The organism is Bifidobacterium sp. M0404 (assembly GCF_016101415.1).
GTDB classification, from domain to species: Bacteria; Actinomycetota; Actinomycetes; order Actinomycetales; family Bifidobacteriaceae; genus Bombiscardovia; species Bombiscardovia polysaccharolytica.
This window is the reverse complement of sequence record NZ_JACFQP010000003.1, coordinates 1-24916: the sequence shown is the minus strand read 5'-3', so window position 1 is coordinate 24916 and position 24916 is coordinate 1. Positions and strand designations below refer to the sequence as shown.

Annotated in this window: 20 protein-coding genes; 19 read left to right on the top strand and 1 reads right to left on the bottom strand. The window is 62.3% G+C overall.

Annotation, left to right across the window (positions count from 1 at the left end; genetic code table 11):
- Positions 1–49: 49 nt before the first annotated feature.
- The 19 genes from H3T93_RS06960 (at position 50) to H3T93_RS06870 (ending at position 22524) form a co-directional block, all read left to right on the top strand.
- Positions 50–679 carry an NUDIX hydrolase family protein gene (locus H3T93_RS06960; RefSeq protein WP_144178023.1) on the top strand — a complete coding sequence of 210 codons (630 nt, stop codon included), beginning with the start codon at positions 50–52 and terminating at the stop codon, positions 677–679.
- A 23-nt stretch (positions 680–702) separates the two neighbouring features.
- Entirely contained in the window at positions 703–1560 is an 858-nt protein-coding gene (locus H3T93_RS06955; RefSeq protein ID WP_144178022.1) for an alpha/beta fold hydrolase, read from the top strand.
- The gene (nudC, locus tag H3T93_RS06950) at positions 1557–2594 is read left to right on the top strand and encodes an NAD(+) diphosphatase (RefSeq protein WP_144178021.1); all 1038 of its coding nucleotides are present in this window, start codon (positions 1557–1559) and stop codon (positions 2592–2594) included. Before H3T93_RS06955 ends, nudC begins: the two co-directional genes overlap by 4 nt.
- Positions 2595–2680: 86 nt before the next feature.
- Entirely contained in the window at positions 2681–4279 is a 1599-nt protein-coding gene (locus H3T93_RS06945; RefSeq protein WP_186363961.1) for a L,D-transpeptidase, read from the top strand.
- 39 nt (positions 4280–4318) lie between these two features.
- Positions 4319–4732 carry a glycine cleavage system protein GcvH gene (gcvH, locus tag H3T93_RS06940; RefSeq protein ID WP_045935082.1) on the top strand — a complete coding sequence of 138 codons (414 nt, stop codon included), beginning with the start codon at positions 4319–4321 and terminating at the stop codon, positions 4730–4732.
- A gap of 10 nt (positions 4733–4742) precedes the next feature.
- Positions 4743–5933, top strand: coding sequence for an App1 family protein (locus H3T93_RS06935; protein WP_144178019.1), 1191 nt, complete (start codon positions 4743–4745; stop codon positions 5931–5933).
- Positions 5934–5940: 7 nt separating this feature from the next.
- Positions 5941–8364 (top strand): S9 family peptidase, encoded by a 2424-nt coding sequence (locus tag H3T93_RS06930; RefSeq protein WP_144178018.1) that lies wholly within the window; start codon positions 5941–5943, stop codon positions 8362–8364.
- A gap of 66 nt (positions 8365–8430) precedes the next feature.
- A complete protein-coding gene (locus tag H3T93_RS06925) occupies positions 8431–9474 on the top strand; it encodes a 3-isopropylmalate dehydrogenase (RefSeq protein WP_046322529.1) in 1044 nt (347 codons plus the stop codon).
- Positions 9475–9483: 9 nt separating this feature from the next.
- Entirely contained in the window at positions 9484–10446 is a 963-nt protein-coding gene (locus H3T93_RS09145) for a TM2 domain-containing protein (RefSeq protein WP_232348747.1), read from the top strand.
- Positions 10428–11675, top strand: coding sequence for a lipoate--protein ligase family protein (locus H3T93_RS06915; protein WP_144178016.1), 1248 nt, complete (start codon positions 10428–10430; stop codon positions 11673–11675). Before H3T93_RS09145 ends, H3T93_RS06915 begins: the two co-directional genes overlap by 19 nt.
- A gap of 124 nt (positions 11676–11799) precedes the next feature.
- Complete coding sequence (locus H3T93_RS06910) at positions 11800–12519, top strand: Crp/Fnr family transcriptional regulator (RefSeq protein WP_144178015.1); 720 nt, start codon at positions 11800–11802, stop codon at positions 12517–12519.
- 41 nt (positions 12520–12560) lie between these two features.
- The gene (locus H3T93_RS06905; RefSeq protein ID WP_144178014.1) at positions 12561–14756 is read left to right on the top strand and encodes a transglycosylase domain-containing protein; all 2196 of its coding nucleotides are present in this window, start codon (positions 12561–12563) and stop codon (positions 14754–14756) included.
- Positions 14757–14935: 179 nt separating this feature from the next.
- Positions 14936–16288, top strand: coding sequence for an NADH:flavin oxidoreductase/NADH oxidase (locus H3T93_RS06900; RefSeq protein WP_144178013.1), 1353 nt, complete (start codon positions 14936–14938; stop codon positions 16286–16288).
- Positions 16289–16296: 8 nt separating this feature from the next.
- Positions 16297–17040 (top strand): polyprenol monophosphomannose synthase, encoded by a 744-nt coding sequence (locus H3T93_RS06895; RefSeq protein WP_144178012.1) that lies wholly within the window; start codon positions 16297–16299, stop codon positions 17038–17040.
- 220 nt (positions 17041–17260) lie between these two features.
- A complete protein-coding gene (locus H3T93_RS06890; RefSeq protein WP_186363960.1) occupies positions 17261–18136 on the top strand; it encodes a DeoR/GlpR family DNA-binding transcription regulator in 876 nt (291 codons plus the stop codon).
- Positions 18137–18218: 82 nt separating this feature from the next.
- A complete protein-coding gene (gene galT / locus H3T93_RS06885; RefSeq protein ID WP_144178011.1) occupies positions 18219–19502 on the top strand; it encodes a galactose-1-phosphate uridylyltransferase in 1284 nt (427 codons plus the stop codon).
- Positions 19499–20761: a galactokinase gene (galK, locus tag H3T93_RS06880; protein WP_144178010.1), complete on the top strand. Its 1263-nt coding sequence runs from the start codon at positions 19499–19501 to the stop codon at positions 20759–20761. Before galT ends, galK begins: the two co-directional genes overlap by 4 nt.
- A 115-nt stretch (positions 20762–20876) precedes the next feature.
- Positions 20877–21149, top strand: coding sequence for an ACT domain-containing protein (locus H3T93_RS06875; protein ID WP_015021435.1), 273 nt, complete (start codon positions 20877–20879; stop codon positions 21147–21149).
- Between the two features lie 10 nt (positions 21150–21159).
- Positions 21160–22524: a PFL family protein gene (locus tag H3T93_RS06870; RefSeq protein WP_144178008.1), complete on the top strand. Its 1365-nt coding sequence runs from the start codon at positions 21160–21162 to the stop codon at positions 22522–22524.
- Between the two features lie 345 nt (positions 22525–22869).
- Here H3T93_RS06870 and H3T93_RS06865 read toward each other — a convergent pair whose 3' ends face one another.
- On the bottom strand, positions 22870–24747 hold the full coding sequence (locus tag H3T93_RS06865; RefSeq protein WP_233439352.1) for a family 49 glycosyl hydrolase: 1878 nt from the start codon (positions 24745–24747) through the stop codon (positions 22870–22872).
- Positions 24748–24916: the final 169 nt, after the last annotated feature.

Here is a 24916-nt window from a genome sequence, read left to right as displayed (position 1 = left end):
GTCCGCCGGGGTCCCGTGGGCGGTCAAGCCTGGTGCGGATAATGGAGCCATGCCAGTGCTGAACGACGAGATTCCCGATGATGACGACTTCGATGCCGATCGCGACCGTGGCGCCTTCTCACACATCACCCCTGAGGATTTCAACCGGGGTTTTTCGGGCTCGAATCCCCCCGGATGGCTGGATCGTGACTCCATCGACCGTGCTCGGCGCTGCCTGCCCATGCCCTATGTGGAGGTAGTTCCGGTTCGTGTGGATGACATGAGTGCAGTCACACAGGTGGGTACCCTTCTGCGCGTGGATGATCAGGGCAACATCGAGCGCACCCTGATCACCGGACGGATTCTCTATCACGAGACCATCAGGGAGGCTCTGGCCAGAAACATCGCCAAGGATCTTGGACAGCTGGCTTTGCCCATGCTGCCTGCCAGCCCCCAGCCTTTCACCGTGGCTGAGTTTTTCCCCACGCCAGGGGTTTCGGAGTACTACGATCCGCGCCAGCATGCCATCGCGCTGTGCTACCTGGTGCCGGTGGCCGGGGACTGCAAGCCCCAGGACGAGACCCTGGATGTGGAGTGGATCGATCCCAAGGGGGACATGCTGGAGTCCTTCATGAGCCAGATGCCCGGCGGGCATGGCAAGGTGCTGATGGGCGCCCTGACCTGGGCCGGTGCACTGTGAATCGCGAATCCTCGGAGGCGGGCATGACTATTGCCAATACCGTATATCGTCGTGGGGAGGGGCTGCCGCTGGTCCTGGTCCATGCTTTCCCTGTGGACCACCACATGTGGGATCGGTGCGCGGCCTCGCTGATTGCTCAAGCGGATCGTGCGGGTATGACCCCCTTCTCTGTCTATGCTCCGGATATGCCGGGAGCAGGCGAATCCCCCCTGCCTGGGCCGGCTTCCTGTGGTCCGGAAGATTCCGATGGCGCCCTTCCCGGCGCATTGGATGCCATGGCTCAAGCCTTTGTGGGCATGATCGCCGCCACGGGAGCGCAGAAGGCCATCTGGGTCGGACTTTCCATGGGAGGCTATTTGGTCGAGGCCGTAGCCAGGCTTCATCCGCAGATGGTGGCCGGGCTTGCCCTATGTGACACCACCATGATGGCTGACCGTCCGGCCTCCCGTGCCAACCGGCTGCGGATCGCCCGAACCTGTGAGGTGGAGGGGACGCTTGATCCGGTCATGCACTTCGCCAGGCCCCAGGAGGGCGATTCCACGGTCAAGCGTTCGCCAGCCTTCGTGCGGACCATGACCGAATGGATACAGTCCCAGGATCCCCGGGGCATCGCCTGGCGGGAGCGGATGGCTGCAGGCCGCCCGGATCAGAGCGATCTGGCCGGCCGCATCACGGTGCCCGTGGCCCTGGTCAGCGGCCGCTGCGATCCTTCCAGCCCTCCAAGCACCATGGAGCCGCTGGCTCAGACCATGCGTCAGGCCGGAACCGACGTTACTTTTACCGCCATTGACGACTGCGGACACTTCAGCGCCGTCGAGCATCCGGATCAGGTGGCCGCCGCCTTGCTGAACCTGGTTCGTCGCGCGGGGAGGCAGTCATGAGCGATTCCGGGACGGTCTTCTCCCCGCTGGCACTTACTGGACCCCTGCCCTTCCTGCCCTTGGCTCAGGGGGATGTGGATTATGACACGGCGTCTCGGCAGCAGCCCGGGCTGCTTGACCGCCTGCTGGACCAGGACGGCACTGGGGTCATCCTGGTGCGGGGCGACAGGGTGGCTGTGCCCAGGGGCAAGGGGGTTCTGGCCGGCCGAACTGGGGCCAGCATCCGTCTGGCCACCCTGCCCGCTGCATATTTGCGAGGTCCTTTGGCGGGCTCGACGGACCAGTCCGAGCCGCCCTGCTACTACCTGGGTAAGGCCGGCCAGCAGGCCTGGCTGGCCCTGGATCTGGATCTTGCCTGCGCACGTCGGGCTGTCCAAGCCCCCCTTCGTGACCTGGCTCAGGCTGCGGATCAGCGCTTTGACTGGCTTGCCCTGCGTGAGTATGCCCCACATGGCCGTCCGCGTCAGGTGGGCCTGGCAACCTGTGCGGTCGCTCTGTCCATATGGCATGAACGCCAGGTCTTCTGCCCTCGATGTGGTGCACCGGTCCATCCTTGCCAGGCCGGATGGGCTCAGATTTGCCAAGGGAATGCATCAGGGGACAAACACACGCTCTTTCCCCGCATTGAGCCTGCAGTGATCATGGCCGTTGTGGACGGTCGCGATCGGCTTCTGCTCCAGCACAACCGGAAGTGGGCTCCTGGCTTTCGCTCGGTCACTGCAGGATTCGTCGAGGCTGGGGAGAATCTGGAGCATGCAGTCCGACGGGAGACCATGGAAGAGGTGGGCCTGAACCTGGGCGAGATGCGGTATCTGGGCTCCCAGCCCTGGCCCTTCCCCTCATCGCTGATGGTGGCTTTCAGAGCCAGATCCCTGAATACGAATATCCGAGTGGACGGTGAGGAGACCGATGAGGCCAACTGGTTCACACGGGAGGAATTCGGGGCTGCTCTGGCCTCGGGCCGGTTGCGCATACCCCAGGCGGCCAGTGTGGCCAGGTACATGATTGAGCAGTGGTACGGCAGCGAGCTCTGATTCATTGGGGTGGTGTTGCACCCCCGGACCTGGTCTTGCCGTAAGATATTTCAAGGACTGTAAGCAGCGAAAGGTGTGTTATGGCTATGGAGGAGCAAGAAGAGTCCCGTATCTCTGATGTCGACCAGGCTGAAACAGTGACCATGCCGCCGACGATGGGCAACGGGCCTGATCCTGTGGACCTCTTTGCCGACGAGGAAGCAGAGCGGGCCTTCGGCGCAGGTGTCAGCCATAAGGCTCCTTCGAGCGGTCATCGGGGACGTACCATCCTGGCTCTGTTGCTTTTGGCTGTGCTGATTCTGGTGGGTTGCTGGTTTGGCGTCCGTGCCTTCTTCCGCGATCGGGTGGCCCCCGGCGTCACCCTGGGAGGGCAGGTCATGATGGGCCGGACCAAGGACCAGGTCAAACAGATCGTCGATCGACAGGTACGTGACTCCCAGGTGGAGATCAAGGGTGAAGGCACATCCGCCAGGGCGGGGCTGAAAGACCTGGGCGTAAGCGTGGATTCGGATGCAACGGTCACCAAGATCATGGATGCCAAGGGCTCCGCAGGCCTCTCCCGGCTGAACCCTTTCCACGGCGAGGCTGTGCCGCTGGTGGCCGAGCGGGATCAGCTGGTCATGGACAAGTATCTGACTGAACATTTCATCCCCCGCCAGGACCGCTCCGCTCCCTCAACCATCGTTTTCGATCAAGGTGCGCACGCCTTCCGGGCCCAGGAGGGTCGCAGCGGCAAGGCGCCTGAGTTGGGCCGCGTGCAGGATGCCGTCTCCTCCTTGATAGACAAGCCCGGCAGGCGTCTGGCCGTAGGGATGGTCTACAAGGATGTGGCCATGCCCATCAGCCTGGACACTGCCAATAAGGTGGCCTCTCAAGCCAACCAACGACTGGCCAAGGATCTGGTCATCAAGGGTGCTGATAATGACCTCATGACCATTCCTGCCGCCACCGTGGCCACCTGGGTCAAGCCAGTTACCGATCTGGACAAGGGGACCATGGAGCTGGGCTTCGATCGGCAGGCCATCAACCAGTATCTGGACCAGGAGCTGGCCCGGCAACTGAACAGGGATATGGTTACCGCCGTCAATGTCAAGAACACCAAGGGCGATGTGGTGGCCGAGACCACAAAAGGAGTGGACGGTGTCCGGGTCAAGGACGTGTCCGCCACTGCAGACTTGGTTGTCAAGGCATTGGAACAGGGCGATACAAACCCGGTACAGGCGAGCGCCGAGATCACACCCCACAAGGAGCAGACCCGTGTGGCCCGCTACGACGTGCCGGACGGCGACATGTGGATTCAGGTCAACCTCAGTGACCAGACCGCCACCGCCTACCACGGCACCACCCAGGTCAAGACCTTCCCCATATGCTCAGGCAAACCCGCTGACGGGAGATGGTCCGACACCGGCACCTTCTTCATTTATCTGCGCTACCCGGTCCAGACCATGCGAGGGGATGGCTACGTCTTGCCCAATATCACATGGGTCTCCTACTACAACGGTGATGAGGGCTTCCACACGGCCAATTGGAACTCTACCGGCATCGCCAAGGGCGACCCTGCCCTATACGGATCCCACGGCTGCATCAATATGTATGAGCAGGACGCCAAGTGGGTCTTTGACAACGCTCCGATCGGGACCATGGTCAAGGTGGTGGGACAGGCTCCGTCGGGTTCGGTCCGCTAGGAGCACCTGCTGCGGCAGACGGCCGAGTAGGCTGGAACCATGAGTGATGAACACAGTGATGGGACTTCCCGTTTGGATGTGCCCGAACACCTGCGGTATTCCCAGGATCATGTCTGGATCGACCCCAGCCAATCCCCGGCGCCCATGGGCGTGACCGAGTATGCGGCGGACCAGCTGGGAGATTTGGTTTTTCTGGACTTGCCCGAAACCGGCACACACGTCGATGCCGGCGATGAGGTCATTGAGTTGGAGTCCTCCAAGGCTGTTGAGCCGGTGGTCTGTCCAGTGGCGGGTACTATCGCCTACGTCAACAGGGCGGCCTCGGACGATCCGGAGGTCATCAACTCCGACCCCTATGGGGAAGGCTGGATAGCCAAGATCGACCTGGAGGACGATGAGCCCGACTTGATGAGCGCCGAGGAGTACGGTCAGCTGCTGAAGAGCCTGAACTGACGGTTTAGCTATGACCAGGCGATCCGGCCGCAATGGAGGGCCCTTGCGGGTCCGATCGGTCAGCACCACCTTCGATTCAGCCGCGCCCGGGGAGGACATCGAGAGCAGACCAGCTCCGGTGCGTCTGTTGCGTCGCCTGATTACTGGCGCCTTCGACCTCTGGGTGGGGTTGTCCATCAATATGACCGGGCGCCTGGGCTGGTCGGCCGACGTCCAACCCTATGTGGGCTACGGTACCGAGTCATACTCCCGGCTGATATGCCGTACCATTCTGACCGACGGCCGCAGACGCGCAGATCCCGCCATTCGAGGCATCCGCGGCCTGCTGACCGTACCCGCGCCCAGGACCAGGGTCAGGCTGGCCATTGACAGTACGGCCATCGGAAGGGTCCAGGTGGGCGATTCCTCGGTCTACGATGCTGTGGATCCAAGCCGCAGTCTGAGTGCGGATGCCGTCTTCTCCGACCGATCGGGCTACCTGGATCTGGTGGCCGAGCATCGGCTGACCCCGGGCGTGCACCGGGTCTCCTACCAGGTGCGGGGCCGTCGGCCCGTCGACGCGCCTTTATACATCGTGCCCGGTCAGACTCCTGTCGGCGTCATCTCCGACGTGGACGACACCATCATGATCAGCCAGGTGCCCAATCATTGGAAGGCTGCCTGGAACCTGCTCCTGTCAGACCCGCACCGCCGGTCCTCGGTGCCGGGCATGGCCGTGCTTTACAACCGCATCCGCGATCTGGACCCCCGGATGCCTTTCTTCTACCTGTCGGCCTCGCCCTGGAATGTGGAGGGATCCATACGCGCTTTCATCCGCGACCACGGCTTTCCGGCTGGCCCCTTGCTGCTGCGGGATCTGGATCCCAGGCCCAAGACCTTCGTACCCTCCATCGTGCAGCACAAGATGGAGTTCATCCGCCAGCTCATGGCCGACTTTCCCAAGATGCGCTTCGTGCTCATGGGCGACGACGGGCAGAGCGACCCCTCCACCTTCGCCCAGGTGGTACGGCAATATCCGGGCCGCGTCCTGGCCATTGGCATCCGTCAGCTGAGTCCTCAGGAGACCGGGCTAGGAACCTTGATCAAACGCACTGCCACCCAGCCGATGCCAGTGACGGAGGTGCCGGTCTTTTACGGGACCACAGGCGCCAATTTGATGCGAACCCTGCTGCCCTATCTGCGTCGTTGTGCCCGAATATAATCGCCCCATGAGTTTTTCGGCCGTCAATCCCGTTCCTCCACGTGCACAACGCCGTCCCTCTGATCGATGCTTCCATGGGGATCACTTCGAAGATCCTTACGAGTGGATGCGCAACCGTGAGGATCCGGCCACCAAGGCTTACGTGCGTGATCAGAACCGATACTGCCAGGAACGGCTTGCCGGTCAGGAGGGTTTGCGGGCCACCCTGCTCAAGGAGTTCACCGACCGGGTACTGCAGACCGACATGTCGGTGCCCACCCGGATGCACGGCTACTGGTACTTTTCCCGCACGCTCAAGGGCCAGGAGTATGGGGTGCAGTGCCGCCTGCCGGTGCGCGATCAGGATGATTGGGATCCTCCCGCTGTCCAGGCTGATGCGGCGCCTGGATCCATGCCGGGCGAGGAGGTCATCTTCGATGCCAACGCCGAGGCCAAGGGGCATGACTTTTTCTCCTTGGGGTGCCTGGACCTGAGCGCCGACGGCCGGTGGATGCTCTATGGACTGGACACCAAAGGCAATGAGCGCTACGACCTGTGTATCCGGGATTTGGCCGAGAACCGAGACCTGCCTGATCGGATCGACCAGGTCTCCTCCGGGGCAGTGCTGACCCCCGACGGCCGCTGGGTCTTCTACACCGGCCTGGACAAGGCCTGGCGTCCGGACACGGTCTGGAGGCATAAGGTGGGCACCTCGGCCGATCAGGATGTCATGGTCTACCAGGAGGACGATGAGCGCTTCTGGGTGGGGCTGGGCCTGAGCTACGACGAATCCGCCATGCTGATTGCCACCGGGTCCAAGACCACCAGTGAGGTGCTCATGCTGGACCTGAAGGATCCGCAGGGTGAGTTTGTGCCCTTGATTCCCCGCAAGGAGGGGGTCGAGTACGACATCAGCCTGGCCCGGTTCGAAAATGCCGGTCCGGCGGGGGAGGACCTGCCGGTGGCCGTGGTTTACCACAATGTGAACAACCCCAACTTCGAGGTGGACCTGATCGATCTGCGCAGCCACCGTCCGCCCTTCCGCCTGGGAGAGGGGGTGCGGCTGGTACAGGGCAGCCCCTATGGCTGCGAAGGCTCCGGAGACCTGTCCTCTCTGCCGCCCGAGAAGCCTTATCGGGACCCGAGCAATCCCGCCATCCTGCAGGGCGCTCGCGGGTTGGGCATCGAAGGGTTGGGCATCCACCGCAGCTTCGTGGTCCTGACCTACCGGGCCGACAGCCTGCCCCACATGGCCGTCATCGCCAAGGACCAGGCGTTGGAGGATTTGCGGGCTGGTCGGCCCTGGCGCTTCCGTGAGGTCCTGCCCGACCGGGCCAAGAACGGCATTGACCGTCTCTACAGCATCGGCCCCACGGACAACCCCTCCTACCAGGCTCCCGGGCTGCGCTACATCCGGGGCAGCTATGGAACCCCAGCCGAGTTGCGGGAGTTGGATCCAGTCCGGGGTGTGGATCGGCTGCTCAAGCGGGCTCGGGTTCTAGGCGACTTTAAACCCGAGCGCTACGCCGAGCGTCGAATTCTGGTCCGCGTCAGGGATGGGGCCCTAGTGCCGGTCTCGCTGGTCTGGCGGCGGGGCATGCATCCGGCGCTGGACGCCAGCGGGAGGACCGGGCCCGATGACACGGTCATCCAGGCTCCCGACCATCCCGAGCGCCGTCCTTGGCCGGACCAGGATCCGGACAGGTCTGCCCCCATGTTCATCACCGGGTATGGGGCTTACGAAATCAGCCAGGACCCGGGCTTTTCCACCGGTCGGCTCAGCCTGCTGGACCGGGGAGTGCTCTACGCCGTCCCACATGTGCGCGGCGGTGGGGAGATGGGCCGCGCCTGGTACGAGCAGGGCCGCCGGCTGCACAAGGTCAACACCTTCCTGGACTTCATCGACGTCACTGCCGCTCTGCAGGCTCAGGGTTGGGCGGATCCCCGTCATACCGTGGCCAACGGCGGGTCGGCCGGCGGGCTTCTAATGGGGGCCGTGGCCAATATGGCCCCTCAGCTCTATGCCGGCATCGAGGCGGATGTGCCTTTTGTGGATGCGCTGACCAGCATCCTGGATCCGAACCTGCCGCTGACCGTGACCGAATGGGACGAGTGGGGAGACCCCCTGCATGATCAACAGGTCTACCGGTATATGCGTTCCTACTCGCCTTACGAGAACGTTCCTGATGCTGATAGTAGACGCCGGCTCTTCGGCGGCGACCACTTCCCCGCCATCCTGGTGACCACATCCATGAACGACACCCGCGTGCTCTACGTGGAGCCGCTCAAATGGGTGGCCAGGCTGCAGGAGCCGCAGGTGGGGGCCGATGCGCTGATTAGAATCGAGGTCCAGGCAGGCCACGGGGGCATTAGCGGACGTTACCGGCAATGGGAGGAGCTGGCCTTCGAGAATGCCTGGTGCCTGTCCATCATGGTCCCCGAAAGCCGCTGATCCTGGTCTGTCCGGGATTCGGTCGGGGTCATGAAAGGGCCTTGGCTGGCTCGTTATGCTCGGGGTATGACAAATAGCAAGCAGAAAACATATCACATTGCGGTCATTGCCGGTGACGGCATCGGCAAGGAGATCGTACCCCAGGCACAAGCCGTCCTGGAAAAGGTGACCCGAGGCAAGGCTGATATCCGTTATGAGGACTTCGACCTGGGCGCTGAGCGTTACCTGCGTGATGGAGCCGTTCTGCCCGACGAGGATCTGGACAGGCTCAAGCAGCAGGATGCCATCCTCCTGGGGGCCATCGGCGACCCGCGGATCAAGGCCGGCATCCTGGAGCGTGGACTACTGCTTAAAATGCGTTTTGAACTGGATCAATACGTCAATCTGAGGCCTTCCAAGCTATACAAGGGCGTGGTGTCGCCCCTGGCCAATCCGGGAGACATCGATTTCGTAGTCGTGCGGGAGGGCACCGAGGGGCTTTACGCCGGGGCCGGCGGTTCCATTCGCCGGGGCACCCCCCAGGAGGTGGCCACCGAGGTCTCCATCAATACGGCTTACGGAGCGGAACGGGTCATCCGCTATGCCTTCCAACTGGCCATGAAGCGTCGCCGCCGCCTGACCCTGGTCCACAAGAAGAATGTGCTGACCAACGCAGGAGACATGTGGCAGCGGCTGGTGGATCAAGTGGGCCAGGAGTATCCCGACGTGGAGCGTGAGTACCTGCACATCGACGCCTCCACCATATTCATGGTGACCGAGCCCAGCCGCTTTGACGTGATCGTGACCGACAACCTCTTCGGAGACATCCTCACCGACGAGGCGGGAGCTGTGGTGGGGGGTGTGGGTTACTCGGCCTCCGGCTGCATCAACGCCTCGGGCACCTACCCATCAATGTTCGAGCCCATCCACGGATCCGCCCCTGACATCGCCGGTAAGGGGATTGCCAACCCCACGGCGGCCATTCTCTCGGCGGGTATGCTCCTGGATCATCTGGGCTTTGAGAGCGAGGCGGCCAGCATTGAGCGTGCTGTGGAGGACGATATCGAGCGGTCCGGCTCCACCCAGCGGAGTACGGAGCAGATTGGCAAGGATATTCTGGCCCGGCTGTAATCGGGCCGGATGGCGGCTAGACTGGAGGGCATGACTATGGATGATGCCCCTCAGCCGGGCGACCGGCAGTCCAACGATACGCCGACAGGAAATCCTGGTTTCGGCACCTCCCCATCCCCGCAGGTACCGCCTGAGCATCGGGATCCTGTCGGCGGGGATACCCCTGCCGGTGCAGCTGACGGTCAGCGGCAGACTGCGGGCTATCCAGCTGGCCATGACGTTGGCGGCGGGAACCAGAATCCGTATCAGGCCGGTCAATATCCCACTAGCCAGTATCCTCATGGCGGGTATCCGACAGGGCAGAGGTACGATGCCGGATACCCGTTTGCCCCTCAGAATGGCGGCCAAAATCCTGGGGCCTATCAGACGGGGCCCAACCGGCCTAATCAGTATCCGACCGCCGGTTATCCAACAGGTCAGCAATATCCTGCTGGGCAGTATTCAGATGGCCGTTATCCTGACGGACAGTATCCTGGCGCTCAGAATCCACAAAGGCCCTATCAGCCGGGACCGGGCTATCCCGGCCAGTATCCGGCTGGTCAATACCCCCAGGGCGGGTATCCGGGCAATCAATACCCGATGGGCCAGTATCCCGGCAATCAGTATCCCGGCGGGCAGTATCCTCCCCAGACTTCCATGCCCTGGCCCTACCCGGTCATGCCCCAGGGAGGGTATCCGGGGGCAATGCCCAACGGCAGGGGAGCCTACCCGATATCGCCCACCCCGCACAGCAAGCTGGCAGCCGGGTTACTCAGCATCTTTCTGGGATGCTTCGGCGTGGGCAACTTCTACCTGGGCAGGACCGGCCGGGGCGTGGCTCAGCTCATGCTCACCCTGATCGGCTTCCCATTCTTCTTCATCGGGCCGACCATCGCCATGATTTGGGGGCTTATCGAAGGCATCCTGATTCTGACATCCTCGGCCGGCTCCTTCTGGCATCGTGACGCTCGCGGATGGGAGCTGACGGATTGAATCCGGCCTGTCTGCGCGGCGTCGGCAAGCAGAGGGGCGGCAAACTGGCGGCCGTAACCCTGACCCTGGGCCAGGGATCCGACTCGCGTCCGGTCATTTCCTCATGCAGGATTGACGGCGACTTCTTCGCTGAACCAGCCCCGTCAGCCTCTCAGGAATCCGGAGGGGTTCATGGGCCGGTATCCCGGCTGGAATCCGCAATCTGTGACCTCCCGTTGCCTTTGGACCCTGGTCTGGCTCTGGAAAGGCTGGACAGGGTCATGGCAGAAGGGGACGGTCAACGGGTAGTCGGTGTGTCTCCATGGAGCCTGGTGACCGCTCTGGAGCGCGCTCTGCCTGATGGGTTGGTTATCCAAAGACAGGGGAAGTCCGACCAGATGCCGTCCGTCTCGGACCAGACCTCTTCCAGGCGGTCCCAGCCGGACGAGGCCGAATGCCGCCGCCGTTGGTCTGGCCTAAAACTGGACCTGATCAGGGACAGTCCACGTCAGCCGGTCATGCAGATGGCCATGGACCAGGCTCTCAATGATGCCGTGGCTCAGGGCCAGCTGCCACCTACCCTGCGAATCTGGAACTGGTCGGCACCGGCGGTGATCCTAGGGCGCTTCCAGTCCCTGAGCAGAGAGGTCCACGTCGAGCGGGCGCGCAGTCTGGGCTTTACCGTGGTCCGCCGCTGCACCGGTGGTGGCACCATGGTCATTCAGCCCGAGCGGGCCATTACCTATTCCCTCTATCTGCCCTTGGACTTCGTCAAAAGAACCGACCTAATCGACTCCTATCGGATCTGCGACTATTGGCTGGTCCGTGGCCTGCGCATGCAAGGGATTCAGGCCGGATGGCAGGGCATGAACGACATCGCCTCCCCGCGGGGCAAGATGGGGGGCGCCGCGCAGAGAAGGCTGCCAGCAGGCTCCTACGGACCGGGCGGGTTGCTCCACCACACCACGCTTTCTTATTCGGTGGACGCCGATCTGATGGCCCAGGTGCTCAACGTGGACCCGGAGAAGTTCCATGACAAGGCTGTAACCTCGGTCAGAAGCCGGGTGGATCCCATCGACAGGCAGACCAGCCTGTCCCGTCAATCCCTGATCGATATTCTTCTGGATACCCTGCCCTCCCTGGTGGAGGATCTGCGCATCTCTAAGCCTGCGCCCGAGGTCGAGCAGCGGGCCCGCACTTTGGCCCGGCAGCGCTACGGCCGTGAGGAGTGGACCGCCCAGATCGCCTGACCAGGCAAGGGGGTTGATGTGTGTGGGTATAATCGTGCTCAGTCGCGTCGAACCCGGCGTGAGGTCATCAACCATACGCGAGTCGGTGCAGACCCGCCAGACATGGCAAAAAGGAGTGCGGAGTATGGCGGTTCACAAGCCCAATGAGATTCCCGATGACGGGAACGCCCTCAGGCAGACCGCCTTATTCAAACAAGTGCCCAGGCTGGACGCCGACCAGCTTTTGGGTACCATGCACGAGTCCACATACGCCAAGGGGTCCACGGTCTTTCGACAGGGTGACACCGACCACCGCATGTATCTGCTGGAGGAGGGCCGGGTCAAGCTGGTCCGCCAGTCGCCCGACCGTCGCATCCAGCTGCTCAGCATCCACGGGCGCGGGGAGATCCTGGGCGAAATTCCCGTCTTTGACCCTTCCGGCGGGCCGCGTACAGCCTCTGCCGTGGTCATGGTCAACAAGACCAAGGTGGCGGCACTGGACCACGACACCCTCTTCGACTGGCTCAACCAGCATCCCAAGGTGGCTGTGGACATGCTTCAGGTGCTGGCCCACCGTCTGCGGACCGACAACGAGCACATCTCCGACCTGGTCTTTCTGGACGTGCCGGCCCGCCTGGCCAAGACCCTGCTGGATCTGGCCACACGCTTTGGCGAGCCCTTCGAGCAGGGGCTGATGGTCCCCTACGATCTGACTCAGGAGGAGCTGGCCCAGCTGGTCGGCGCCTCACGGGAGACCGTCAATAAGGCCCTGATGGACTTCTCCAACCGGGGATGGATCTCTCGCAAGGGTCGTACCATCATCATCTTCCAGCCTGGACCGCTGATTCGACGCTCGCGCATGTGAACGCCACTGTTCGGTAGAGCCGACGGCCTAGGATGGAGACCATGCCCGAACAAAAGAAATCCATGTCGGTCAGGCGCTTCTTCACGCTGCTGCTGGCTTACCTCATCTTCTGCATCGCAGGTGGCGTGGTCGTCTCTGGTTTCCTGTCTCCCGCTGTCTTCGGCATCAACGCCGCCTCCAGGAATCTGATGCCTGCACTGAAGACGGACAACATCGACTTCAACGTGAACGACCTGCCTCAGCAGTCTCGCCTCTACGCCTCCGACGGGCATACGGTCATCGCCACCTTCTATGCGCAAAACAGGATTGTGGTGCCCATCAAGGACGTTTCCGGGTACATGCAGAAGGCTGTGGTAGCCCGCGAGGACCGTCGTTTCTTTGAGCATGCCGGCGTGGACACCCAGGGCGTGCTCAGGGCCTTCATCCAGACCTACATCAAGCAGGGCGACACACAGGGCGGCTCCTCCCTGACCCAGCAGTACGTCAAGAACGTGCTCATGAGCCAGGCTGCGGAGAACAACGACCCCATCGCCGAGTACCACGCCCAGGAGGAGACCATAGCCCGCAAGATGCGGGAGATGCTGATTGCGGTGCAGATGGAGAAGAAGTACTCCAAGGCCGAGATTCTTCAAGGGTATTTGAACATCGCTCAGTTCGGCACCAACGTCTACGGGGTTGAGTCGGCGGCCAGGCGCTACTTCAGCAAGTCGGCCAAGGACCTGGACCCGGGCGAGGCCGCTACCATCGCCGCCGTGACCAAGAACCCCGCCCGCTTCGATCCCACCGTCAACGTCAAGGCATCTCAGGAGCAGCGGGACATCGTCCTGGATCTGATGCGCCAGGAGAACTACATCACCCAGCGCCAGTATGACGAGTACAAGGCCAAGCCGCTGGATCAGATGCTGCATGTGCAGTCCGCGGACGCCGGCTGCCAGGCGGCTGGGGACGCGGCCTTCTTCTGCGACTACGTGACCAAGCAGATCCTCAACTCCAAGGAGTTTGGCAAGAGCCAGGAGGAGCGCAACAAGCTCCTCAAGGAGGGCGGTCTGGACATCTACACCACAATGGACGTCAACGCCAACGCTGCAGCCATGAAGGCGGCCCGGGACACCATCCCCGTGGATGATCCGACCGGGTTCGAGGTCACGATGGCGGCCATTCGCCCGGGCACCGGCGAGGTCCTGGGCTTCGGCATCAACCGCATTTACGATGCCACCCAGAACTCCGGCGGCGGCACCCGCACGGCCATCAACTACGCAGTGGACCAGCAGGACGGTGGCGGCTGGGGTTTCCCCGTGGGCTCCTCCTGGAAGCCCATCAACATGGTGGCCTGGATGAAGGCCGGCAAGTCCATCAACCAGCCCCTGCGCACATCCACCAGCTACCCAGAGACCACATTCGCCTGCACTGAGGCTGACGGCACCCCTTACGGGTTCGGCACCGGCAGCTGGCATGTGGAGAATGCAAGCGGCGGCACCACCTCGCCGGAGACCCCCCTGCAGGCCCTGATCCGCTCGCACAACACCACCCAGGCCTCCATGGCCCAGCAGATCGGCCTGTGCAGCATAGCGGATACAGCCAAGGACATGGGCTACCACAATTCGCCCAAGGACCAGATGGACATCCACTCGGCCAACAGCTTCCAGCCGCCTATGGTGATCGGAGCGGTCCAGGCTTCCCCCCTGACCATGGCCAATGTCTTCGCCACCATTGCCGCCAAGGGCGTGGCCTGCAGCCCCATTGCCATGACCAAGGTGGTCGACAAGAACAATCGGTCCATCAAGGTGCCCAAGGCCAATTGCCATCAGGCCATCGACCCGGGCATCGCCGAGACCACCGCCTATGCCATCAACCAGGGCGTGGTCCAGCCCGGAGGCGTGGCGTCCGTGGCCCAGCTGGACGGGGGCCGCAAGACCTTTGCCAAGACGGGCACCCATGAGGACAAGTACATGCTGACCGGCGGATTCGTACCCCAGGTGGCTGCCTTCGTCACTGTGGGCAATGCGGAGGGCCAGGTCTCCTTCAACAACAAGACCATCAACGGACGGTTCTTCCACATCTGGGACGGCGTATCCATCGCCGCCCCGGCCTGGAAGGACTTCATGAACACCTACCTGGCTGCAGCCAATATCCAGCCGGACAATTCCTACGGCAATCCCGATCCTCGCTTCACCGGCGGGGTCCAGCAGTCTCAGCCATCCCAGCAGCTCCAGCAACGGTCCACGGGCAGACAGTGACAGACCTGTCGTCACGGCCAAGGGGAACAACAAGGGAACCAGAGGAGCCAGTCCGGAGCGATCACAGACGGCGGATTCGCCAGAGGACCAGGGCCTGTGGCTACAATAGAGACCATTAGGGATTCGTCAACGGGCGGACCACGAGGGGTGCGGCCGCCCGCCGGGAGAGGCAGGAACTGATGGTCCAGGAATATTCGGAGCTGGATGACAAGGCTCCTCGGGCCGACGGCCGGGTCAAGGAAGATCAGGCAATGCCAGGACCAGTGAGCGGCTCTGGCAGGCTGGATGTGTCCAAACCGATCCGGCCCTTTGAGTCGGGTGTCGCCGACGGCAGGAAGAAGTCTGGCAAGGCGATCAAATCCTTCAAGAAGGGCAAGAAGGATAAGAGAGACAAAAAGGCTGGGAAATCAAAGTCAGGCAGAAGGCGGGAGAGGGCCCTGCCCGCGCTCTTCCAGCCCATGGAACTGCGAGATCAGCATATCCGCAACAGGATCTGGATGCCGCCCATGGACACCTATTCGGTCCTGCGACACGACGGAGTTCCTACCAACTTCCATTATCAGCACTATGTGTCTCGGGCCCTGGGTGGCTTCGGAGTCGTCATCGGGGAGGCCACGGCCGTAGATCCCCAGGGGCGGATCTCGCCCTGCGATGTAGGGCTGTGGAACGACGAGCAGACCAGGGCCTGGCAGGGCATCGTCCGGGATGTCAAGGCCGCTGGGGCGGTTCCTGTCGTCCAGCTCAACCACTCGGGGCGCAAGGGCTCCTCCGGATGCTCTTCCATGGGCTATATCAATGCCACCGTGCCCGTGGCCGAGGGCGGCTGGCAACCTGTGGGCCCCAGCCCCATCGCCTTTGGGAAGATGGCGGTCCCTGTTCAGCTCTCGCGGGCTCAGATAGCCTCCATTGTGGCTGACTTTCGCGCTGCTGCCGTACGAGCTGTTCAGGCTGGCTTCCTGGGAGTGGAGCTGCATGCCGCCCACGGCTACCTGCTCTCCCAATTCCTCGACCCCCTGATCAACCGACGCAACGATGAATACGGAGGGGACCTTTCTGGCAGGATGCGCCTGCTGATCCAGGTGACCGATGCCGTGCGCGAGGTCATTCCCTCGGGTATGCCCCTGCTGGTGCGCATGTCCGCCACTGACTGGGCTACTGGCGGATGGGGCCTGGACGAGACCGTCCGTACTGCCAAGGTGCTCAAGCTGCACGGGGTGGATCTGATTGACGTTTCCACCGGGGGTCTGGTGCCAGGCGTGGAGATTCCGGCCGCCCCCAACTACCAGGTGCCTTTCTCCTATCAGGTGCGCAGCCAAGTGCTGATTCCCACCACGGCGGTGGGGCTGATCACCAAGCCCAAGCAAGCCGACCGGATTGTACGCAAGGGCTTGGCTGATGCGGTCGAGATTGGTCGAGCCAGCCTGCGTGACCCCTACTGGCCGCTCAGGGCCGCCTACAAACTGGGACTGTCCGCTCAGCAGACCCCTTACCCTGAGCCTTACAGGCGCGGGGCCTACGGCATCGCACGCTGAGAGCAGCCATGGACGCTGTTCGCGGCGGAGTAAGGACCATTGTGGTCATGCCCACCTATCAGGAGGCTGACAACATCGGGGTGACCCTTCCTCAGTTGCTGGCCTGCTGTCCTGAGGTTGATGTCCTGGTCGTAGACGACAACTCGCCGGATGGCACCGGCGGCATGGCCGAGGATATGGCCAGTCGCAATCCTCGCGTGCATGTCATCCATCGGAATGCCCGTCGTGGGTTGGGTCCAGCTTACGTACAGGGGTTCCGCTGGTCGCTGGAGCACGGCTATGACCTGATCTGCGAGATGGACATGGACGGCTCCCATCGGCCCCAGGATCTGGCCAGGATGCTGGCGGTGGCCCGAGGCCATGCACATCCGGGCCTGGTCATCGGCTCGCGCCGGGTGCGCGGAGGCCGCACTCAACATTGGCCCTGGTATCGGGATCTGATCTCGCGTGTGGGATCCTGGTATGCACGCATCGCCCTGGGGTCCTCCGTACGGGACATGACTGCCGGCCTGAGGGTCTATCGAGCGGACGTGCTGAGGCGGATCGATCTGGGAAGGGTTCGATCCAGCGGCTACGTCTTCCAGGTGGATATGCTGCGTCGAGTCCAGGCCATGGGCGTTAGCGTTGTCGAAGTGCCTATAGTCTTCGTGGAGCGGGTTCGCGGCAGCTCGAAGATGGATACGGGGATTGTTCTGGAGGCCATGGCCCAGGTAACCCTGTGGGGACTTGAGCGGTTGACCCGTCGAAACTGACATCGGGTTACATTCCTGTTCGCTTTCTGAAGCGACCCCGCAGGCCTCATCTAAGCCTTTTAAGGATAAATTACGCCTTGGTGAATAGATTCCTGCAAGAGCTTCGGCTGGCTTCAGGTCTATGGAAGAATGGTTTCAGTATCGGAGAAATATCGATTTTCCGCCCCTGCTTGGTAATGGCGACCGCAGTCCGATTACCAGCTTGCCAATTTGGGCGAATGTGTGCGATAATGTTCGAATGATATCGTCACAACGCCAACACCTGATATTGAACCGGTTGCGTACTCGTGGCGCAGTCCGTATTACCGCCCTCTCCAAGGAGCTGGGCGTCTCAGCCATGACCATTCGCCGGGACATTGCCGACCTGGCAGACAAGGGCCTGCTCAAAAGGGTCCACGGAGGTGCCGTCACCACCAGCTCGCTTCTGGCTGAGCCGCTCTTCTCGGTCAAATCACAGATGGACATGGGTCTCAAGGACACCATCGCCCGGCGTGCCATCGACTATGTCTCACCGGGCGATGTCATCGCCATCGGGGGCGGGACCACGGCCTATGTCTTCGCTCAGCACCTCCTGGAAAGCCGCCAGTGCGCCGGGGTGACCCTGCTGACCAATTCAATTCCCGTGGCCGAGCTTGTCCAGGCCATGGAGAGCAAGGACGTGGAGGTCATCGTCACCGGCGGCGTCATCACCCGGTCCAATTCTCTGGTAGGCCCCATTGCAGACAAGGTCATCGCCTCCTTGCGGGTCAACACGGTCTTTTTGGGCACCCACTCGGTTTCCATCCCTCGTGGCTTCCTTATGCCCAACTCCCTGGAGGCGGCTACGGATATGGCCTTGATGGACATCGCCGACCGGACCATCATCCTGACCGACCACACCAAGTGGAGCTGCACATCCCTGTCCCTGTTCGCCTCCTTCGACCAGGTGGACACCGTCATCACCGACGACCAGCTGGACCAGGAGTCGGCCGAGGCCACGCGGTCCCTTGTCAAGCGGCTGGTTCTGGTGCCGGTCAACCCCGAGGAGGGCCAGGCTCAAGACGGGTCCTCCGACGGGACCGGGCCTGAGACCGGGGAAGCGGACCATGCCGGATGAGCGAGCAACCATTCAAAGATGCGCCGGTTGCCATAGCGGGTTGTCATGGATTGTCAATCATCACGGACGATGAAGGAGCAGCATGAAGTCAGAGCAGTATGTCCCCCAGCGGTATGTTCCCGGCGACTATGCCAGGGAGCACATCCGCATCACCCCCACCAGGCTGGCCGACGGGCGTCGGTTCTTCTACCTGGATGATGATCCCGAGTATGTCTCCGGCCGCAGGACGAGACGCCTGGATGACCCTCGTCCCTTGACTGACCGGTTCGCTCCCCATCAGGATCTGGAGGGCAGGATGGTGCCCTTCCAACCGCCGCAGATGCGCCGGGATCCTCTGACCGGAGACTGGATCCCCATGGCCACAGCTCGTATGAACCGGCCCATCACCGCCGGTCCCCAGGCCACCGCCAAGGGCAACCCCCTGGCCGCCAGAAAGCCTGGAGACCCCTACCAGGATGGGGAGATTCCCGATGTGGACTACAACGTGGCGGTCTTCGAGAACCGCTTCCCCTCCATGATGCAGGTGCCCAATACGCAGGCGGCCGACCAGTCCTCCCTGGTGGACGGCAACCCCCTATGGCCGGTGCGCGAGGCCAACGGACGCTGCGAGGTGGTCTGCTTTGATCCCGACGAGCACGCGCTGCCTGCCGATCTGCCGGTCTCCCGTCTGCGGACGGTGGTGGAGGCATGGGCCTTCCGGACTGCAGAGATTTCGGCCATGGAGGGCATCGAACAGATTTTCCCCTTCGAGAACCATGGGCAGGAGATCGGTGTCTCCCTTGCCCACCCCCACGGACAGATCTACTGCTATCCCTTCATCGCCCCCCGCCTTGAGCAGGAGCTGAGACAGTGTGCCGCCTACCGGGAACGCACCGGCGGCAACCTCCTGGCGGACATCCTCAAGGCTGAGCTGAACTCCGGTCGACGTGTCGTCTTCCGCAACGCCACCTGGGTGGCCTATGTACCCGCCGCCGCCCGCTGGCCCCTGGAGGTCCACGTGGCACCCGTCCGCGACAGGATCCTGAGCCTGGACCAGCTGAACGACCAGGAGCGCTGGGATCTGGCCGTCATGTATTCCACGCTGCTCAAGCGGGGCAACGCCTTCTTTGACAAGGGCGACGGCAAGGGGATGGACCTGCCCTACATCGCCGCCTGGCATCAGGCCCCGCTGCACGATCCGCGGCGGGAGGACTACCGGCTCAACCTGCAGTTCTTCTCCTTCCGTCGCGCCGTGGACAAAATCAAGTATCTTGCCGGGTCCGAGTCAGGCATGGCCGCCTGGGTGTCGGACACCACCCCCGAGCGGATTGCCGACCGTTTCCGCCAGCTGGGGCCCTTGGATCTGGAGAAGGGAGAGAATCAATGACGACCACAGTTGAATTCATACAGCCCTGGACCCAGGGTGCTGACGGCCAAGGGGCCACCAAGGCCCGGGAGCTCTTCCAAAAGGTCTATGGCTTGGATCCCCAGGGCGTCTGGAGCGCCCCCGGGCGGGTCAATCTCATTGGCGAGCACACGGATTACAACGCCGGTCTCTGCCTGCCCATCGCCCTGCCCAATCGTACCTATGTGGCCGCAAGCCCCAGGACGGACAGCCGGGTCCGTCTGGTCTCCAGCATGGATCCGGAGCATCCGGTCCAGGCTGACTTGGATGGTCTTCAGGCCCGGGGAGTGAGCGGCTGGGCAGCCTATCCGGTCGGTGTGGCCTGGGCCCTGCAGCGGCACGGCTTCCCCCAGGTTCGAGGGTTCGATCTGGCCCTGGCTTCCTGCGTGCCGGTGGGATCCGGATTGAGCTCTTCGGCGGCCATGACCTGTGCCGTGGCCCTGGCCCTGGATGACCTGTTCGGCTTGGGGCTGGGCGGTGACGAGGCTGGCCGGGTCAAGCTGATTCAGGCCGCCATCACTGCGGAGAACGATATGGCTGGCGCCTCCACAGGTGGCATGGATCAGAGCGCCTCCATGCGGTGTCGATCCGGTTGTGCCCTGCGGCTGGACTGCCGGCCGGAGCTGGATGCCATGAGCAACGTGCGCCAGGTTCCCTTCGATCTGCAGTCTGCGGGCCTGGAGCTGTTGGTCGTCGACACCAGGGCCCAGCACCAGCTCAACGATGGCCAATACGATCAGCGGCGGGCCACCTGTGAGCAGGCTGCGCATCTACTGGGAGTGGCCAACCTGCGCCAGGTGGCAGACCAGGTCAATGGGGCCGCAGATCCCCCGTCCGCCCTGGCTGCCCTGCTGGAGCAGCTGCCCGATGAGATCATGCGTCGGCGGGTCCGTCATGTCATCAGCGAGATAGGGCGGGTGGACCGCTTCGTCGAGGCCTTCGGCAGGGGCGATTACGTCTTGGCCGGTCGCCTGTTCAACACATCCCATGACTCCTTGAGGGACGACTACGAGGTCACTTGCCCGGAGTTGGATGAGGCTGTGGATGCGGCACGTCAGGGCGGGGCCTACGGAGCTCGCATGACCGGCGGCGGGTTCGGCGGATCCATCATCGCCCTTGCTGACGCCGGCAAGGGTTCCGATCTTGCGTGTGACATTGCGGAACGATTCGCCTCCAAGGGATTCAAAGCCCCCAGAGCCCTGATCGCCCTGCCCTCCTCGGCGGCCGCGCGCGAATCCTGAATCCAGACTGTAGACCTCTACGACCCTGCTTCTCCCGGCGCTCCTCTAAGCTGGGGGAGCGGGGTCCCGGTTTTCAGGGGTCCAGTCAAGGGCGAGGTGGATGAGGAGGACGGCCATGGACAAGGCGATCATCACGGTGGTGGGCAAGGATGCCATTGGCATCATCGGCAAGGTGTGCACGGACCTCTCCCAGCAGGGTGTCAATGTGCTGGACATTTCGCAGACCATTCTGGACGGCTTCTTCACCATGATGATGATCGTGGACTGCACCGCCTGCAGGGATGATTTCGATGCACTGAGCCAGCGGATGGAATCTTTGGGAGAGGACATCGGGGTCTCCATACGCTGCCAGCGCGAGGAGATCTTTACCAGGATGCACCGGGTCTGAGGAGGCAGTTGTGATCACACGTGACGAGGTCCTGGAGACCAACGACATGATCGACCGGGAGCGCCTGGACGTGCGCACCATCACCATGGGCATCAGCCTGTTGGACTGCGCCAGCCAGGATGTGGACATGCTCTGCCGGAACATTCATCGCAGGATCGTCTCCCTGGCCGGCGACCTGGTGTCCACTGGGGACTCCATCGCCCGCGAATACGGCATTCCCATCGTTAACAAGCGCATCACCGTCACCCCCATCTCTCTGGTGGCCGCCGGAGCCTGCCACACCGTGGAGGATTATGTAACCGTGGCCAAGGCCCTGGATCGCTCGGCCCAGGAGGTCGGGGTCAACTTGATTGGTGGTTACTCGGCCCTGGTCGGCAAGGGCATGACCCCGGCCGAGCGGTTGTTGATCAAGTCCCTGCCCAGGGCGCTGAGCCAGACGGAACGGGTCTGCGCCAGCGTCAACGTGGGCTCCACCAGGACGGGCATCGATATGGATGCCGTAGCCCTGATGGGCCGGGTCGTCAAGGCCACCGCCGAGAGCACCGCCGACTCGGACAGCTCCGGCTGCACCAAGCTGGTGGTCTTCTGCAACGCCCCGGACGACAACCCCTTCATGGCCGGCGGTTTCCACGGGGTCAGCCAGGGGTCGGCCGTCATCAACGTGGGGGTCTCCGGGCCCGGCGTGGTCAAGACCGCCCTGGAATCAGTCAAAGGAGCGGACTTCGGACAGCTCTGCGAGACCATCAAGCGCACAGCTTTCAAGATCACCCGGGTGGGGCAGCTGGTGGCCCAGGAGGCCAGCCGTCGCCTGGACGTGCCTTTCGGGATCATCGATCTGTCCCTGGCGCCCACTCCGGCTGTTGGAGACTCGGTGGGGGAGGTCCTGCAGACCATGGGCCTGGAGCAGGTGGGAGCCCCGGGGACCACTGCGGCCCTGGCCATCCTCAACGATCAGGTCAAGAAGGGTGGCATCATGGCTTCCAGCTCGGTTGGCGGGCTGTCTGGAGCCTTCATTCCCGTGTCCGAGGATGCCGCCATGATCCAGGCTGCGCAAGAGGGGAGCCTGACCCTGGAGAAGCTTGAGGCCATGACCTGCGTCTGCTCGGTGGGGCTGGACATGATTCCCATCCCCGGGGACACCTCTGCGGAGTCCATTGCCGGCCTTATCGCCGACGAGGCGGCCATCGGCATGATCAACCAGAAGACCACCGCAGTCAGGGTCATTCCTGTCATCGGCAAGCATGTGGGCGAGTGGGCCGAGTTCGGTGGGCTCATGGGCGGCGGCCCGGTCGTGCCCGTCAATACCCGCTCCTGTGCGGCATTCGTCAATCGGGGCGGGCACATCCCGGCGCCCATCCATAGTTTCAAGAACTGAGCCTGATCGCAGGATTCAGCGGCCGCCCGGCTCGGATCCGAACAGGAGGATGTCGTCGGGCCGGTAGTTGACCTCGATGTAGAGCTTGCCGGCCTGGTCGACGCCGGTTTGGCTGCACAGGCGGCCCAAGACTTAGCTGATGAGTTTCGCCATATGTGTTTCAACCAGCCCAGATCCCTGTCCGACGTGGCATCCTCCAGAGCCTGGTCAGAGGTCTGAAAGTGGCTTTGTCCACCTCGGCCGTGCTGGCCATCGCCGATTTTAGCGAAGGGGACAGCACGGCCGAGGTTTTCCTATGCACGAAGGGGCTCACGGAGCCGTGAACCATGGAACCGCAGATGGGATTTATTCAGTGTCCCAGTTTTCCCAGAGGCGTCCGTCGAAGTCCAGACGGCCCAGCTTGTTCGATGCCCAGTTCCCTTTGGACTTGAGGATTGTGACCCCTCCCACGGTGTAATCCTTTATCAGGAGGCCTTCATGGTCCCTTACCTGGTTTCCTATGGTGACTGGCCTGCCTGATGGGTCTGTGAAGGCTGTGAAGTTGTTCATATGACCTTCAGGGCTCATCTTATTCCATGATTCCACATGCAGCCCGTCGATTGTGACCCGCTTCATCCCTTCCAGAGCGTAAATCCGGATGACGCAGTTGACCATGCCTTCCACGTTCGTGTTGACGAAACTGACATCCGTCATTTCCTGCGTGGTGTCAGCCGTAGCTGTCGAATCCACGTCAATGATGGAAGGAGAAGAGTTGAAAATACAATGGTTCTTGGTCCACCGCCACCACATCCTGTTGTGGATGACATCGGTATTGCTCACCTGGATTCTGCTTATCGTCCGGGGTCCCCACCCCCACTGGAAGACCGGTCCGTTCTCCACCTTCCAGATGACATTGTTGTCGACGCTGACATCGGAGTGATAGAGCTTGATAACATCATCATTGGAATGGAGGAAGGAGTTGCGCAGACTGCTGCCCTTATAGAGTTCGAGCCCGTCCGTTTGCCAATACCAACCGCCGACCTGCTGGTAGTTGTTCACCTCCATCTGGAAATCCCCGTCTTCATTGCCATACATGACGAAACTGTGGTATGGGGGTGTCGCCACGGTGATTCCCCGCATGAGCAGGGTCTGTTTGGGGCCGGATTGGGGCGATTGGAACTGAAGCATCTTCACGCAGCTGCTCCAACAGTTCCCCTTGCCTGGAGCAAGGTGCTTGTAACCATCCGTGGTGTCGGCCTCGTAGACGTATTGCTCACCGGACAGTACCCCGTAACCGGTGATTCTGAAGTCAGTATCACCGGTTGACAGGAATTTGAAAGCCCCTTTGACATAGGCTCCGGGGGCCAGGTATATCCATCGGACGTTTGCAAGTTCGCTGCGGTATTGGCCGCCCATGTAATAAGTGCCCGGCGCGAAGTAAAGGGTGTCCACATGATCGGGCAGGCTCTCAAGCTCCTCTCTGGTCAGTTTGCCTGGCTTGGGTAAGTAGACGTTCTCGGCTTCCTTGTCCGGAACCAGGCCGTCTTCCCTGCTTGTGTCCATCTTGGGTTGGGCGAAGACCATCATGGCGTTGCGGGGTTCGGTCTCCACGCGGCTGGCCCCGCCGGCCGGGCTCATGGTCAGGTGGCCGGATCCTGCCGTGTTGTCGTTGTAGACGGTCACCTGCTGGGGCTGGAATTCCACCGAGAACCGGTAACCGGTCCGGGCGTAAGGAACAGTGATCCGTACCGTATGATCGTCCATCAGCTTTTTGTCGAAGCCCAAGCCTGTTGGTCGGATGGTCACCTGGTCGGCAGAATTGATGGTCTGGCCAGTGTCCAGACTTACCTCGATCAAGGCATCGGCTGCATACTCGAAGGTTGACCAGGACATGCTCATGTCGTTGTTGGCGGCGAACTCGGCACCGTCTTCCTCTGTGTAGCCGATTTTGGGGTTGCCTGACCGAGGCAGGCTGAGGTAAGTGAAGGAGTCGAACTTATTTGCGGGGGTTTTGGCCGGGGCCACCTTCATGGAGTAGAAGGGGGACTGGCGGACGGCCTGGTCCTTGACGGGGGCGTCCGCCTGTTTTTCGGCATTATCCTGCCACCAGGTGTGGAGGGTTTCCGTATCAGCCGTCTTGGCACCTCGCGAAAAGGGGAGGCGAATGGAACCTGCGGCCGGCCCGCTCGGAATCAAGGCCGCTCCTACAACGGCCAGGGCGGCCACCATAGCACCTATCGTCACTGCCAAGAGGATCCATCTGTGTCCAGGTCTGTCCTCGTGATCCATCTTCTTATCCTCTTTTCCGTTCTCGGGTTCTTTCTCCATTCTGTTTATTTGTTGTTGTTGAGGTTGACTCCGATGGTGTCCATGTTCTTTTTGAAGGAGTTGTAGACGTCCTGTTGGATCTTGA